The following is a 14,750-nucleotide window of genomic DNA, read 5'->3' as shown; positions in this document are numbered from 1 at the left end:
ATCTAAAGTTTCATACCTCGTATTAATTTACTAGATGCCATACAAATCTCACCGTTTGTCATGGTAAGCTCGCCCGTAGCCCTGTCAACCACATTAATATTGTTTTTATTCACTAAAAAGGAACGGTGACAACGATAAAATGGCTCGTCTAATATTTTCTCAACATCTCTCATTTTTGCATAAAACTCAATTTGACGATTTTTACCATGTAAAACAACTTTATGACTTTTCGTTGAGGTTTCAAAAAATAAAATATCATCTTGTTTTTCATGAATTACTTTCTTATCATTTAATCTAAACGTAAAATACTTATCTGGATCCCGTTCGTCTAGCATACGTTGTTGTACACTACGTAAACAATCATGAACACGTTCTTGAACTTCATTTAAATTATCTTTAATAATATAATCTAGCGCCTCTACCTTATAAGTAAACGTTAGATAAGTTAGTTCTGCATGCGTCGTTATGAAAATAATGAAGCCGCGCGAATCTTTTTCTCTAATTTTCTTCGCTAACTCAAAACCATTTAAATCTGGCTGCTGTAAATCAATATCTAAAAAATAAAGACCCATTCCAGCTGATTTTTCAATTTCTTCCAACACTTCATACGGATTCCCAGAAGAAAATACAATTTCCATATCAAAATGCTCTAACATAATAAAATCTTCTACATATTTCTTTAAACGTTCCCGTTGTATTCTATTATCTTCGCATATAAAAATTGGTAACATGTCCATCCTCATTTCTTACATAATTTCCAACTCTTGAATAAATTCTCTATCCATCAATTTCGTCGCGAGTGTCACATTCGGATATTTTTGAATCGTTTCTCGTAAACTTGCAAGACCTAAACCACGACCATCTCCTTTAGTAGAAAATCCTTCTTCAAAGACCTTATAAATGGGTGGCATATTCTCCGGTACACTATTCGCAAAGACAATTAATATCGAGTCTTCCCGTTTCACGACCGCTAACCGAATAAAAGGATCTTTACTTTCCGAAGCGGCTTCAACTGCATTATCTAATAAAATACCAACTATTTTACACAAATCAATACTTGGCATATTAATTTCATCTATCTCTTCCACAACTTCGACCATAGCATTGATTTTAAGCTCTTGCGCCCGAATCAATTTAATTGCTATTAGTCCTTTTAATTCCATAATATGAATATTTTGGAGTAATGATATTTTATGATTATTGGATGTCATCGTTTGATTTATCGGAACAATATTATCCGAAAAGAATTCTTTCAGACCTTCCATATCATCTTTTTCCATATAACCAGCCATACTGGAAAGAATGTTAATATAATCATGACGGAAAACGCGCATTTCTTTATGTAAAGTTTCTAATGTTGTCGTATATTCTTGTAACTGTTCAAATTGCTCTTCTTGTGTTTTCATTTTGATTTCTTGTATAGCTGATTGTAAAACCACATATAAAATACCAATTAGAGCAATAAAGTAAACAACAAAAATAATTGTATTTAATCTCACAATCTCTTGAACAAAACCATCCGCAGCACTGAAAAATATATTCAAATGATAGATTAATAGCGTGAGAATCACAACGGCAAGAATCATAAAACCATATTTTTTCTGATTTAAGTATGTGTAGACACTCCATTTATCAATTGCTTTTTTCAAAATGATAGCTAATAAACAAGCAAAGACCATCATTGATATAGCATAAAATACTGCTTGGCTTAAATCACTTGAAATTTCTCCAACTCGGATTTTAAAAACAGACCACAATAATGGATTTAATATATAGTCGCACATAATCGATATAATAAATGTAATTGATGGAATCGTCACTGCAAAAAATACGGATTGCTTCTTATACAGCAATGCTAAAGTGAAGATACCAATAGTTAACAAGTTCAACCAGTAATGTATCATTGGAAAAAGAGGGATAACCGCTATAGCACAGGCTAAGGTGATTAGTCCCTCTTTCCATTTTAGTAGTCGTCCTGTTAATATTTGTATTACAATAAAAAATCCTATATTTTGAATTAATATAGCAACAAATAATATGATTTGTGGATTCATGACTAGCCCCCAAAGTTGTTTTACTTTCACACCAATTTTATCATATTTTTTTATTGGAATACTATAACAACGCAACTAAATTTTTTATTTTTTTTTCTAATGTTTTTAACATCGGATTTTTTGGCTCATAAGTTACGCCAAAGCAAGACTTGTTCATAGAAGTATTTGCAATTTTCAATCCTTGGTCCTCTAGTTTACGTCCGATAAAGTTGCTCATTTTTTTACTCATAGCTTTCATAATTCCTGTACCTCCTGTTTAATAGTTTATACATTAATGGATGAATCGAAATGACTTGATAGACTGACCCCAACATGATTAGTGTTTTCATCTCCGCAGAAGGTACAAGTAATGTTATTAAAAACAATACTATCGTGCATACCATCGCTTTTTTCTTTAAGATATTTCTTTCTTCCAAACCAATAAGAGGCAGACTTTCGGTGTCAGATGGAGCATAACGAAACATATTGAATAGAACTAAAGCAAATACAATTACGACAATCCAATTAGTAGATGGAATTGATTGGAATAAAAATGGACCTAAAACAAACATTAGTAGACTTGTAATTGTACAGTTCAAGCTTTTTACGGCGTGCAGGCCAAATGAATACCTTCTCAAAGCTACAAAAGCTAAATGCGTAATGAGTGTTTCCCAAAATACTCCAATTAATAAAGCAAGGATATAGACAAGCGAAATTTTAATTACATTGATTAAAATAACTTCTACACCATACTTTACTTTCAAGTACGTTTCTTCATCTTCCGCGTAACGTTCTCTTGAAATTAATCTGTCTGCTAATTTTTCTGTAAACGTAATTCGTTCTACCGTACTACTCAATTATTTCACCTCCACCTACTATTTTACCTCGAAATAACCATCTAAAACGAAAAATACCCTGAAATGTCGGTTTTTAGTCCTAAACAACCAAAATCGTGCTTTTTTTCATCATTTTTGTATACTTTACTTAAAATTAAAACAGGAGTTTAGTATTTGTCATTAGGTCTTTCAAAATGATTTTACTGAAAATTCTTCTTAAAAAAAACATACAAAATACCCCTAAAAAGGGGCATCAAATTTAAATTTTATTTTTCATCTGCAACAAATGGTAATAATGCCATTTGACGAGCACGTTTAATAGCAACAGTTAATTTACGTTGATATTTAGCGCTTGTACCAGTTACACGACGAGGTAAAATTTTACCACGTTCAGAGATGAATTTTTTAAGTAACTCTACATCTTTATAGTCGATGTGCGTAATGCCGTTAGCTGTAAAATAACATACTTTTTTACGACGACGTCCGCCTCTGCGTCCTCCAGCCATAATTTCTCCTCCTATTCTCTACATGGAATTTTGGTTAAGCAACATAATCCGTTTAGAACGGCAAATCGTCATCTGAAATGTCGATTGGTTTTCCGTCACTAGCAAAAGGATCATTATTTGTTTGCTGATAACCTTGAGATTGAGATTGCTGATTCTGATTATAACCACCGCCAGCAGGTTCTTGATTATAGCTGTTATTATTGTTGTTATAACCGCCACCGTTATTACTTTGGTAGCCATTTCCACCACCACTATTTGCATTACGTGGCTCTAGGAATTGGACACTTTCAGCAACGACTTCAGTTACATACACACGCTTTCCATCTTGGCCTTCATAATTACGTGTTTGAACTCGACCATCAACACCAGCAAGACTTCCTTTTTTAAGGAAATTTGCTACGTTTTCAGCGGGTTTACGCCAAACAACACAATTAATGAAGTCTGCTTCACGTTCTCCTTGTTGGTTAGTGAATGTCCGATTTACAGCTAATGTAAATGTCGCAACAGCAACACCAGCAGGAGTATAGCGAAGTTCAGGATCTTTAGTCAAACGACCTACTAAAATGACACGGTTCATCATCTAGAATAAGCCTCCTCTCATTTAGTCAATCAAGGGCAATCCCCTTGAGTTAATTTTATTCTTCTTCTTTAACGATAATATGACGAATGATATCATCAGAAATTTTTACTAAACGATCAAATTCGTTGATAGAATCAGCGTTTTCAGTAGAAATTTTAACGATGTGGTAAAATCCATCACGGAAGTCTTGGATTTCATAAGCCAAGCGACGTTTACCCCATTCTTTTGATTCGATGATCTCCGCACCATTGCTTGTTAAGATTCCATCAAAACGTTCAACTAACGCTTTCTTTTCATCTTCTTCAATGTTCGGACGAATGATGTAGTTAATTTCGTATTTTCTAGCCATCTTTTTACACCTCCTTGTGGTCTTAGCGGCTCTAGCAAGATACATATCCTGCCTCTAACTGATAAAATTATTATCTATCAAATAGAAACGAGCAAGGAATAATTTATAATTACTCACAATATAGTATTATATCATAGTGAGAAACGCTCATCAATAAATTTATACAAAATCATTTTTTAGCTCCGCCAAAGTGGCATCGTCATACATCTTGGACCTCCGCGACCACGTGATAGCTCGGAACTAATAATTTCATGCACTTTTATACCATGTTGTTTCAAAAGTTCATTGGAGACTTGGTTTCGGTTATATGTAACGACTTCCCCCGGTTTTATTGCAAGAGTATTTGCACCATCATTCCATTGTTCACGGTCAGCATTAATAAAATCATTGCCGCCGCAAGGGATTAAATCGACTTCGGGAACTTGTAGCGCTTTTTTTAAAGCGGCTTTTATATCATTTTCAGCCGTAATTTTAACTTCATTACTAGATTTTTCCCATTCCATAGTAAAGAAGTTTAAATCGCTCGAGATAACGCTCGGATGGATAATAAATTGGTTTTTTGAAACCATTGTAAAAACTGTATCTAGATGCATAAATGAACGGCTTTTAGGAAGCTCAATAGCTATTATTTTTTCGATAGTTGGGTTCGTCTGAAATAAGTTTGTCGCTAGAAATTGAATCGCTCGTGGGTCCGTTCGCTCCGATATCCCGATAGCAAGAATTTTTTCTGAAAGGATGATTATATCGCCGCCCTCAAGCGTATATGGACTATTACGGTCAAACCAAATAGGGGCGGTTTTTTCTAAAAAGTCGGGGTGATGGGTTGCAATAAATTTCATGAAAAAGGATTCACGTTTTCTGGCTGGTTGAAACATATGATTGATGACCAAACCGCGCCCTATGACTGCTGCTGGATCACGAGTGAAGTAAAGGTTTGGAAGAGGCGCCAAATAAAAAGGGCTTCGATGTTCAAGCATCTCATCTAAGCGTTTTATGCGTCTTTTTGGCAAATCTGTTTTTCGAACCCCAGTCATGACTTTTTGAACTAGCGTCTCTAAATCAAATGTTTCTAAATAAGAAGTGATATAGTCAGCTTCTTCGCCAAACTGCCCTGCCTCTTTCACTACATCTTGAATAAAAGCCGCACGAACATCCTCCGACCTGATGGCCTCTTGAACTAAATCTTCTAAATAAAAAACTTCCGCGCCATTTTTTAAAAGAACATTTACAAAATAATCGTGTTCTTTTTGAATAGCCGGTAAAAAAGGAATATCATCAAACAAAAATTCTTGTAAAAATTGAGGCGTTAAATTTTCTAATTCCTGCCCAGGTCGTTTCACAACCACTTGATTTAATTTACCAATTTCCGAATTTATTTCTAGTTTCATTAGTATCACATCCTTCTTACCATTTTTACCCTCTTCTTAAAAAGATGAACATTGGGCTAAAAAATAAAAGTCGAAATGCACAAAGGACATTTCGACTTTTATTAATTCTCTTTCTTTTTTCTGAATTTTGCTTGAAAAAATGAAACAAACATTGGAATTACAGATACAAAAATAATACCTAGAACAACTATAGAGAAGTTATCTTTTACGATTGGTATATTTCCAAAGAAATAACCCGCTAGCGTACATAGAAGTACCCAAACAGTTGCGCCTAACACATTATAGTTTAAAAAATAACGATAATTCATCCGACTCGCACCTGCTACAAATGGCGCGAATGTCCGGATAAACGGCATAAAACGAGCGATGAAAATGGTTTTACCACCATGTTTATTAAAAAACGCTTCGGCTTTTTCCATTTTTTCTCGGTTAATGATTTTTCCGAACCAACTATCTTCTGGGATGCTCGTCCCTATTTTTTTACCGATATGGTAATTGACCGTGTCTCCAAGAACGGCAGCAATCCATAATACGATAATAAGTGGAACAATTTTTAACACAGAGCCATCTAAAACGGCTAGTGCCCCGCCAGCAAATAAGAGAGAGTCTCCCGGTAAAAACGGAAAGACGACTAATCCTGTTTCAATAAATACAATTTAAAAACAAAATAATATATGTCCAAATTCCAAATGTGTTGATAATCTCAACCAAATGTTGATCAATATGAAGGATAAAATCAAATAACCATGAAATAAAATCCACCAAGCATTCACTTCCTTTTGTCTAAAATAGTCAATTCATTGTATCATAGCTTTTACATGATTTTATCCTACTTTCGATTGATTTAACAAAACTTTAACAAATGGTTCACAAAATCCGCTAAAGTGATAAATTAAAAATGTGAATTTTTTCATAAAATCGTCAAAAAATATCCACAGACTTCTTTTGAAAAATATGTTATCTTATTGTTGTACCAGCGGAAACTGGACAACTGTATTTAAAAATTTCTCATAATTAAAAGAGCGTCTTCAGGCACAAGACGCTCTTTTTTGTCGTATATTTTTAGTTTTATGCTTTTTCAGTTTCTGCTTCTTCGTAATTCACTAAAGCAATTAATCCACCAAGCGCTAGAAGCATGATTGGGACTAAAAACATCATCGAAACTGACATTGTGCCGCCAATTGCAGCTGCAACCATCATAACTCCGCCCATACGCGGTTTATGTGAAACAACAAATGATCCCACAAGACCAATAGCAGATAAAATGAGCGCTCCACTAGTCAAAATATAAAATGCAACGGATTCTTCTTCAAGCGCTTGTGAAATCCCTGGAATTGTCAGTACCATTAAACTAAAAGCGATACCGAGCGCCGCCCCTAAAAAACCAAGTAATCCTTCTACTTTCATCACGTAACTCTCCTTTTATGCTTTTTCTTAATGTTACCACCTTAACAAGTTGTGTGCAATAAAACGCCTTCATTTTTTCACAAAAAAAAACCAGTATAATTATACTGGTTAAAAAAGGAGTTTGACGAACAATCACAAAAAAGGGGAAAAGTAATTGCCGCCTTGTTTACAAAACCTATGATACAGCTCGCAAATGAAAAGCAAATCAAAGAATCATGAAAAATCGATTAGTTTTTTATAGAAATTTCCCGACCAATAGGCACCGCTATCGAATGAGGCGCATGCCCAATTTGATTTGTTTTAAAAATGGGTAGTTGATATTTTTCTCCAATTTCCTTAAAAAGGGTGTCAATTTGCGGACGGATGCCTTTTTCTTCTGCTTCCGTAAACTGTCCTAAAATAAGACCTTTACACCTAGAAAAAGCTCCTAACTGCTCATATTGCGCAATAAACGTTGCAATTTTCGAAACATCCCCACTTTGCGCTTCCAACAAAAGGATTTTATGATGAAAATCGGGCATATATGGAGTTCCCGCAAGCTTTAAGAAACAACGAATATTCCCCCCAATCAATATGCCACTAAGACTGTTATCAAGGGACATAAAATCGCCTTTTAACACCACTTTCTCCCCTTTAATAAAATATCGTTCAAATTCGACTAAGCTATCGCTACCTAAATGAAACAACACGCCTGGCATATCCGTTAAGGTATAAATACTATTTAAAATTGTCGTTAAATCACTATAGCCGATAAACGGCTTTTCATGCTTTCTTATCCATTCAAAATCTAAAAAAGGCAAAATTTGATTCGCGACGTCCCCACCTGAAATATCAAATATCGCCTGAATATCCTTATTTCCATATAAATTATGTAATTCATGCGCCCTTTCATTTGGTGTTCCGCTAAAAATAGAGTTTCCCGAAGCATAAATTGTTTTGGCTTCCACGACACTGATGCCATACTTGTCTTCTAATTTTTTATAAAGCGCCTTATATTCCGCCATCCTACTCGCCTGGCGTCCGTTTGAACAAGCAATCACACCTATCTTACTTCCATAATCTAAAATCATCGAAACGCCTCCTATACGAGCTATTTTAGCGAAAAAAAAATGAAAACGCACGTTTAATTGTACGTTTTCACTTTCAAATTTTAACTATTTTTTCTGACCTGCTTCTACATAACTCATATCACCAATGGAATCCACTGTAAATTTGCCATTCTCATATATGATTTTAGTCACGCTTGCGTTTTCAAGTTGCTGGCCTTTATATTCATCTGTCATATCCGAAATCATGGCACCAATTGACATGCCGTGGCTGACAATTAAAACATTTCCTCCGCCATTTTTTGCATTTTCTTTTGCAATACTTTTAAGTTTATCTTGCATTCGTTTTTTGACCGTATCATAATTTTCCGCGCTACCAGACTGATCTAATTTTACAATTTCTGCTAGGCACATCTCTAATGTGACTTTTCCTGTTGCAAAATCTTTCATCATCGCTTCTTGAGAGGGATAGCCTAGATTTTTTGCAACATCTCCCCACATATTTTCATCTAAATCACCTTCATAACTTCCAAAACAAACTTCTCGCAATTGGGTACTCTCTGCTGCATTTAGCTTCTTCTGTCCTTTTGAATCAAGAACAATTCTTGCTGTTTCTCTTGCTCTACCAGAGTCACTTGAATACGCTGCTTTAAAATCAACATCTGTAAGACCATCACCTAAATCCTGAGCTACATCTACGCCTTTCTTTGTGAGCGGAGTATCTGACCAACCTTGTGCGCGGTGCACAGTGTTAAACATTGTTTTTCCGTGACGGGTAACATAAATCGTAACCGGACCATCTGCCTTTTCTTTCGTAGAAGTACTATCATTCATTCCACATCCAGCGAGTAACAGTATACCTAAAACAACAACCAGCAGTTTCCAAATGTGTTTTTTCATATCCACATTGCTCCCTTTTTGTTTTTTGGTAAAAAGATGGGCTTAGATAACAAGAGTAATTAGACGTTCACCAACTTTGACTGTTTTATCATCAATAACCAGAATATCCAAATACTTATCTGAATTTGTAATAATAACAGGTGTTGTAATATCATAACCAGCTGCTACAATTTCAGCAATATCGAATTCGGTTAAGAGTTGTCCTTTTGTAACGCGGTCACCTTGCTTCACATGTGTTGTAAAGTGCTTACCATTTAGTTGTACGGTATCCATACCAACGTGAATTAAAATTTCGGCGCCATCATCTGTAGTGATTCCAACCGCATGACCAGTTGGGAACATTGTTGTGATGGTCCCATTTGCTGGAGCGTATAACTTACCGTCTACAGGAACAACCGCCGCCCCTTTTCCTAGAGCGCCTGATGAAAATGCTTCGTCTTTAACTTCTGCAAGAGTAATAACATCGCCTTCTATAGGGCTAGATAAAACTTCACGTTCAATAAGTGTTTCTGTTTTCACGTGAAACATCTTCTGTTTTTGCTTCTGCATTTGCTGGATCTTTAAAACCAATCACATAAGTTAAAATAAATCCTAAGATAAAAGCAACAATTACGGCAATAACAACTGCCCACATCGTACTATCGACAGGAGAGCCTGGTTTAATAAAATTCGGGAATCCGAAAATGCCAAGTCCGCCCATAATATACGATTTAACTTCTGAGAATCCAATGATTCCGCCTGCAACAGCTCCACCAATACAGCTCATGATGAAAGGTTTTTTAAGTGGTAATGTAACCCCGTAAATTGCTGGCTCAGTTACACCGAAAATTCCTGAAATAAATGCCGGAACACTTAATGACTTAAGTTTTTGATTTTTCGTTTTAAGCATAACCGCTAATACCGCACCAATTTGAGCAAAAGATGCACCAAATGACATCGCTAAAATTGGATCATAGTGTAGTTGCGTTAAGTTATTAATCGCAATTGGAATAAGTCCCCAGTGAAGACCGAAGATAACAAATACTTGCCAGAAACCACCAAGAATTAAACCGGCTATAACTGGACTTAAATCATAAACCCAAATGGTACCTGCACCTAGTAATTGACCTGCCCATGTAGCAATTGGTCCAATCACCATAAATGTAAGAGGTACAACAATTAGTAGTGTCACAAATGGAACGATAAACGTTTTAATAACATCTGGAATTACCTTACGTGCTAGTTTTTCTACTTTAGAAGCAAACCATGTAGCAATAATGATTGGAATAACGGATGAAGAATAACTCATTAAAATAACTGGTATGCCTAAGAAAGTTACGTGAATGGGAGATTCAAAAATCGTTCCCGCAAATAAAACGTACTCTGGTTTTCCTGTTAAAATACCTGCTAAAGTTGGATAAACTAGAGCTGCCCCAATGGCCATACCGATAAATATATTTCCGCCAAATTTCTTGCTCGCTGTATATCCTAGGAAGATTGGGAAGAAGTAGAATAGACAATCACCAATGGCATATAAAATCTGATAGGTTCCAGATTCTGCAGTTAGCCATCCAAATGCTAGAAAGGCTGCTGCAAAACCTTTAATCATACCTGTTGCAGCTAATACTCCTAATACAGGCGTAAATACACCTGAAATCATATCGATAAAGCGGTTGAAGATATTTCCGCCGCTACCTGAATCAGCATCACTCGAACCTTCTGGATTAATTCCGCCAACTTCAAGCACTGCTTTATAAACATCTGGTACATTGTTTCCGATAACAACTTGGTACTGTCCACCACTTTGAATTACAGAAACAACGCCATCTAATGACTTAATTTTGTCAGTATTGGCAATTTTCTCATCTTTCAATTTAAACCTTAGACGTGTGATACAATGGAACACACTATTAATATTTTCTGTACCTCCGACATTTTCGAGAATATCTTTGGCTAACTGTTCGTATTTCATAGCCGAACCCCTTCTTTCTTAAAATTGTTTTGGGCAAAAGAAAAACCTAAACTCATTTGAGGATTTAATGCATAAATTGCACGTATCCTTCAAATCAGCTTAGGTTTTGCCCAATGAATTGGTAACAATCCTTTGTGATGAGTTAAATATATCATATCTAGAAAGCGTTTGCAATATCTTTTTAAAATTTTTTTGACAGGTCTTAATAAATTGCGTTAAGACCTGTCAAATCAGCGTTATGCTAAGTCAGTGCCATTTGTTTCTATAACTTTTTTATACCAATCAAAAGATTTTTTCTTGGAACGATTTAAAGTTCCTTTGCCTTCATTGTCTCGGTCCACGTAAATGAAGCCGTAGCGTTTTTTCATTTCCCCAGAACCTGCGCTCACTAAGTCGATACAACCCCAAGGCGTGTAACCAAGCAATTCTACACCGTCTTCCATCGCTTCACCCATTTCGCGCACATGCTCGCGTAAATAATCGATTCGGTAATCATCATTAATCGAACCATCTGCCTCTACTTTATCAACAGCCCCTAGACCGTTTTCTACGATAAAGAGCGGTTTTTGGTAGCGGTCATAAATGGCATTCATTGTGATACGAAGTCCAAGCGGATCAATTTGCCAACCCCACTCACTTGCTTTTAAATACGGATTTTTAAGTGTCGCAAACACATTACCTTCCGTTTCTTTATTCACTTCCGGATCGGCACTTGTTAGGCGGGAAGAGTAGTAACTAAACGCCACATAGTCAACTGTATGGTCGCGCATAACTTCCAAGTCGCCATCCTCCATTTTCAACTGAATATTTTTTTCTTTAAATAATCGCTTGCTATAGCTTGGATAATAGCCACGTGCCTGCACGTCAACAAAGAAATAGCCTTCACGGTCAGCTTCCATCGCTTTCCAAATATCGTTTGGATTTGGTGTGTTCGGATAAGTCGTACCTGCCGCAAGCATACAGCCAATCATGTTTTCCGGATTAATTTCGTGACCCAATTTTGTTGCCATAGCAGAAGCTACAAGTTGGTGATGAATCGCTTGATATTTCATTTCTTCAGGATTTTCAGCATTTGTAATGTCCATGCCACCACCAAACATTGGAATGTGTAAAATCATATTGATTTCATTGAATGTCATCCAATATTTCACTTGATCTTTATAACGTTTAAAAATGGTTTCACAGAAATTTAAATAAAAATCAATCGTTTTGCGGTTTGCCCAGCCATTATAGTCTTTCATAAGACCTACTGGTGTATCAAAATGGTTAATCGTAACAACGGGCTCAATTCCGTATTTGTGACACTCCGCAAAAACTTTATCGTAAAATTCTAATCCTTTTTCATTTGGCACCGTTTCATCCCCATTCGGGAAAATACGTGGCCAACTAATCGAAAGTCGGAAACATTTAAAGCCCATTTCTGCAAATAGCTTAATATCTTCTTTATAACGATGATAAAAATCAATAGACTCATGGCTTGGATAATAATTATACTTAGTAGCCATTGTTTTTTGCGGATCAACAAGTGCATCCCAACGACCTTCTTCAACAGAAGGAAGCAAATCGACAAGCGATAATCCTTTCCCATCCTCTAAGTAAGCGCCTTCACATTGGTTTGCAGCAACTGCCCCGCCCCATAAAAATTGTCTGGAAATTTAAAATTTGTCATGTTGAAGCTCCTCTCAAAATTCATTTGCATCTCCACTATAAAATATGTAATGCATTACAGAGCAAGCTTTTTTATAAAAATAATTTGAATTAGTTTGAAATACATGGCCGTAGAGCGCCTAAACAAAAAAAAAAGCCGCTAGCGGCGGCTTAAAATATTACACCAGATACATACTTTTGAGTTTATTAATATCCGATTTAGTTAAGCCTAAACCATCTTTTAAAAACGCGTCTAGTGAGCCGTATTTTTTGTCAATTTCATCAAACGCAGCGTTTAAGTAGCTTTCACGGACTTCCATGACGGCCTTCATTCCGTCAGCAGCTTGCTGGTTTTTGGTTTCTGCGAGGACGGCCTGAACGGCTTTTTCATTTTCGTCCGCCCGATATTTGTTGGAGAGTAAATAGTCCTCCGTAACCTTGTCTTTAGGGACACCAAGGGCAGATAAAACGAGTGCGGTGCCAAATCCGGCCCGGTCCTTTCCGGCGGTACAATGCCACAAGACAGCACCTTCTTTGTTTTCTAACAAAATATCAAAGAATTTTTTATACGCTTTTCGCGAATTTTCATCGGTTACAAAACTTTTATTGGCTTCTATTAGAAAACTTTCTGGGTTATCCATTTTGCTCAAACTTTTTATTAAATCTTCTGTACTTGTTGATGCGCCGTTATCTTTCATAACTGAATCATGGGTGTTTTTCACATTTTGAATGGGCGGATCAGGCTTTTTATCCACTTCGCTATCTGTTCTAAAATCAACAATTTGTTTTAACTGATACGTTTTTTTGAGCTTAGCAATGTCATTACCGGTAATCGTATAAAGTTCCGCAGAACGAATTAGACGATGTGGTTTTATGGTTTTTCCGTCCTCCGTTTTGTATCCTCCGAGGTCGCGCACATTAATAGCGCCTTCTAGTGCAATTTGCTTGCCGGGTACTACTTTTTCCTCCAAAATTGCATTTTTACTATCCGCTTTTGCATTTTCCTCCGCCTGACATCCTGCGAGCAGTAAACTCGCTGAAACTACTGAAATACCTGTCACTTTCATCCATTTTTTCATATGTAAAATCCCCTCCTGATGCCTATTATAAAGTGCTTTTTTTAGGCTTTGATAAAGGAGGGGTAAAGTTCGTGTTAACGAATATAAATATTGTGTTGCGCCTAGTTTGTGCGTTCGGCTTCTTGACGGCGCATTTTTGCGGCTTCATTTACTTGTTCATCTGCATGATAACTGGATCTGACCATAGGGCCTGCTTCACAGTGGATAAATCCTTTTTTACGTGCAATTCGTTTTAGTTCTCTAAACTCTTTTGGATGATAGTAGCAGTCAACTGGAAAATGTTTTTTGGACGGTTGTAAATATTGGCCGATTGTTAAAATTTCAACTCCATGATCAAGTAAATCGTCCATTGTTTCTAAAATTTCTTCTTTCGTTTCACCTAATCCAACCATAATGCTGGATTTTGTGGGCATATCAGGAGCCATTTCACGTACACGTTTTAAAAGTTCTAATGAGCGGTCATATGTTGCTCGGTGGCGGACACTTGGAGTGAGTCGTCGTACTGTTTCAATATTATGATTAAAAATGTCTGGTTCTGCATCTAAAAGCGTTTTTAGGCTATTATAATCCCCTTTCATATCAGAAGGTAGCACTTCAACGGTTGTACCCGGATTTTTGTAGCGAATAGCGCGAATTGTATTAGCAAATACTTCAGAACCGCCGTCTTGCAAATCATCGCGTGCTACAGCTGTGACGACAACATGACGCAGTTTCATATAGGAAACAGAATCTGCCACGCGTTTTGGTTCACCTAAATCAAGATGTGTCGGTTTCCCGGTTGTGACGGCACAAAAACGGCAGGCCCGCGTACAAATATCGCCTAAAATCATAAAAGTCGCCGTCCTCCTTTCCCCAAAACATTCTTGAAGATTGGGACATCTCGCCTCCTCACAAACTGTGTGTAACCTGTTTTCGCGCAAATTATTTTTGACAGCTTTGAAATTTTCACTACTCGAAATCTTGATTTTAAGCCAGTCTGGTTTCGGTACATGCTTGTTTTTTTCTTCCAAAATAAATTCCCCCATTCA

13 protein-coding genes and 3 pseudogenes are annotated in these 14,750 nt (G+C 36.5%); all 16 read right to left on the bottom strand.

Annotation, left to right across the window (positions count from 1 at the left end):
* Positions 1–2: 2 nt before the first annotated feature.
* Positions 3–731, bottom strand: coding sequence for a LytR/AlgR family response regulator transcription factor (locus tag LFLEISCH_RS05935; RefSeq protein ID WP_007474156.1), 729 nt, complete (start codon positions 729–731; stop codon positions 3–5).
* Between the two features lie 15 nt (positions 732–746).
* The gene (locus LFLEISCH_RS05930) at positions 747–2,054 is read right to left on the bottom strand and encodes a sensor histidine kinase (RefSeq protein ID WP_007474155.1); all 1,308 of its coding nucleotides are present in this window, start codon (positions 2,052–2,054) and stop codon (positions 747–749) included.
* A 61-nt stretch (positions 2,055–2,115) separates the two neighbouring features.
* Positions 2,116–2,292, bottom strand: coding sequence for an AgrD family cyclic lactone autoinducer peptide (locus tag LFLEISCH_RS05925; RefSeq protein WP_007474154.1), 177 nt, complete (start codon positions 2,290–2,292; stop codon positions 2,116–2,118).
* The gene (locus LFLEISCH_RS05920) at positions 2,276–2,890 is read right to left on the bottom strand and encodes an accessory gene regulator B family protein (protein WP_007474153.1); all 615 of its coding nucleotides are present in this window, start codon (positions 2,888–2,890) and stop codon (positions 2,276–2,278) included. The genes LFLEISCH_RS05925 and LFLEISCH_RS05920 overlap by 17 nt, the downstream gene beginning before the upstream one ends.
* Positions 2,891–3,135: 245 nt before the next feature.
* Positions 3,136–3,375, bottom strand: a complete 240-nt coding sequence (gene rpsR, locus LFLEISCH_RS05915) for a 30S ribosomal protein S18 (RefSeq protein WP_007474152.1) — start codon at positions 3,373–3,375, stop codon at positions 3,136–3,138.
* Between the two features lie 52 nt (positions 3,376–3,427).
* Positions 3,428–3,955, bottom strand: coding sequence for a single-stranded DNA-binding protein (gene ssb / locus LFLEISCH_RS05910; RefSeq protein ID WP_007474151.1), 528 nt, complete (start codon positions 3,953–3,955; stop codon positions 3,428–3,430).
* Between the two features lie 55 nt (positions 3,956–4,010).
* Entirely contained in the window at positions 4,011–4,304 is a 294-nt protein-coding gene (gene rpsF / locus LFLEISCH_RS05905; RefSeq protein WP_007474150.1) for a 30S ribosomal protein S6, read from the bottom strand.
* 176 nt (positions 4,305–4,480) lie between these two features.
* Positions 4,481–5,692, bottom strand: a complete 1,212-nt coding sequence (gene arcA, locus LFLEISCH_RS05900) for an arginine deiminase (RefSeq protein ID WP_007474149.1) — start codon at positions 5,690–5,692, stop codon at positions 4,481–4,483.
* Between the two features lie 101 nt (positions 5,693–5,793).
* Positions 5,794–6,454: pseudogene (locus LFLEISCH_RS05895) on the bottom strand (DedA family protein).
* Positions 6,455–6,760: 306 nt separating this feature from the next.
* Positions 6,761–7,099 (bottom strand): DUF4064 domain-containing protein, encoded by a 339-nt coding sequence (locus LFLEISCH_RS05890; protein WP_007474148.1) that lies wholly within the window; start codon positions 7,097–7,099, stop codon positions 6,761–6,763.
* A gap of 227 nt (positions 7,100–7,326) precedes the next feature.
* Positions 7,327–8,169: an LD-carboxypeptidase gene (locus LFLEISCH_RS05885; RefSeq protein ID WP_007474147.1), complete on the bottom strand. Its 843-nt coding sequence runs from the start codon at positions 8,167–8,169 to the stop codon at positions 7,327–7,329.
* 84 nt (positions 8,170–8,253) lie between these two features.
* The gene (locus tag LFLEISCH_RS05880; RefSeq protein WP_007474146.1) at positions 8,254–9,045 is read right to left on the bottom strand and encodes a histidine phosphatase family protein; all 792 of its coding nucleotides are present in this window, start codon (positions 9,043–9,045) and stop codon (positions 8,254–8,256) included.
* 42 nt (positions 9,046–9,087) lie between these two features.
* Positions 9,088–10,996, bottom strand: a pseudogene (locus LFLEISCH_RS05875) (beta-glucoside-specific PTS transporter subunit IIABC).
* Positions 10,997–11,232: 236 nt separating this feature from the next.
* Positions 11,233–12,665: pseudogene (locus LFLEISCH_RS05870) on the bottom strand (6-phospho-beta-glucosidase).
* 157 nt (positions 12,666–12,822) lie between these two features.
* Entirely contained in the window at positions 12,823–13,722 is a 900-nt protein-coding gene (locus tag LFLEISCH_RS05865) for a tyrosine-protein phosphatase (RefSeq protein WP_007474138.1), read from the bottom strand.
* Between the two features lie 101 nt (positions 13,723–13,823).
* Positions 13,824–14,747 carry a lipoyl synthase gene (lipA, locus tag LFLEISCH_RS05860; RefSeq protein ID WP_373852513.1) on the bottom strand — a complete coding sequence of 308 codons (924 nt, stop codon included), beginning with the start codon at positions 14,745–14,747 and terminating at the stop codon, positions 13,824–13,826.
* Positions 14,748–14,750: the final 3 nt, after the last annotated feature.

The organism is Listeria fleischmannii subsp. fleischmannii LU2006-1, from assembly GCF_000344175.1.
Lineage (GTDB): Bacteria > Bacillota > Bacilli > Lactobacillales > Listeriaceae > Listeria > Listeria fleischmannii.
Note: the sequence above shows the minus strand (reverse complement) of the source record. Positions and strands in the feature narration are given on the sequence as shown.

Excerpts from the sequence above, each read along its gene's own strand:
- LFLEISCH_RS05935 (WP_007474156.1), bottom strand. The coding sequence starts at position 731 with ATGTTACCAATTTTTATATGCGAAGATAATAGAATACAACGGGAACGT.
- arcA (WP_007474149.1), bottom strand. The coding sequence starts at position 5,692 with ATGAAACTAGAAATAAATTCGGAAATTGGTAAATTAAATCAAGTGGTT.
- ssb (WP_007474151.1), bottom strand. The coding sequence starts at position 3,955 with ATGATGAACCGTGTCATTTTAGTAGGTCGTTTGACTAAAGATCCTGAA.
- LFLEISCH_RS05865 (WP_007474138.1), bottom strand. The coding sequence starts at position 13,722 with ATGAAAAAATGGATGAAAGTGACAGGTATTTCAGTAGTTTCAGCGAGT.
- LFLEISCH_RS05925 (WP_007474154.1), bottom strand. The coding sequence starts at position 2,292 with ATGAAAGCTATGAGTAAAAAAATGAGCAACTTTATCGGACGTAAACTA.
- lipA (WP_373852513.1), bottom strand. The coding sequence starts at position 14,747 with ATGGGGGAATTTATTTTGGAAGAAAAAAACAAGCATGTACCGAAACCA.
- rpsF (WP_007474150.1), bottom strand. The coding sequence starts at position 4,304 with ATGGCTAGAAAATACGAAATTAACTACATCATTCGTCCGAACATTGAA.
- rpsR (WP_007474152.1), bottom strand. The coding sequence starts at position 3,375 with ATGGCTGGAGGACGCAGAGGCGGACGTCGTCGTAAAAAAGTATGTTAT.
- LFLEISCH_RS05880 (WP_007474146.1), bottom strand. The coding sequence starts at position 9,045 with ATGAAAAAACACATTTGGAAACTGCTGGTTGTTGTTTTAGGTATACTG.
- LFLEISCH_RS05890 (WP_007474148.1), bottom strand. The coding sequence starts at position 7,099 with ATGAAAGTAGAAGGATTACTTGGTTTTTTAGGGGCGGCGCTCGGTATC.
- LFLEISCH_RS05885 (WP_007474147.1), bottom strand. The coding sequence starts at position 8,169 with ATGATTTTAGATTATGGAAGTAAGATAGGTGTGATTGCTTGTTCAAAC.
- LFLEISCH_RS05930 (WP_007474155.1), bottom strand. The coding sequence starts at position 2,054 with ATGAATCCACAAATCATATTATTTGTTGCTATATTAATTCAAAATATA.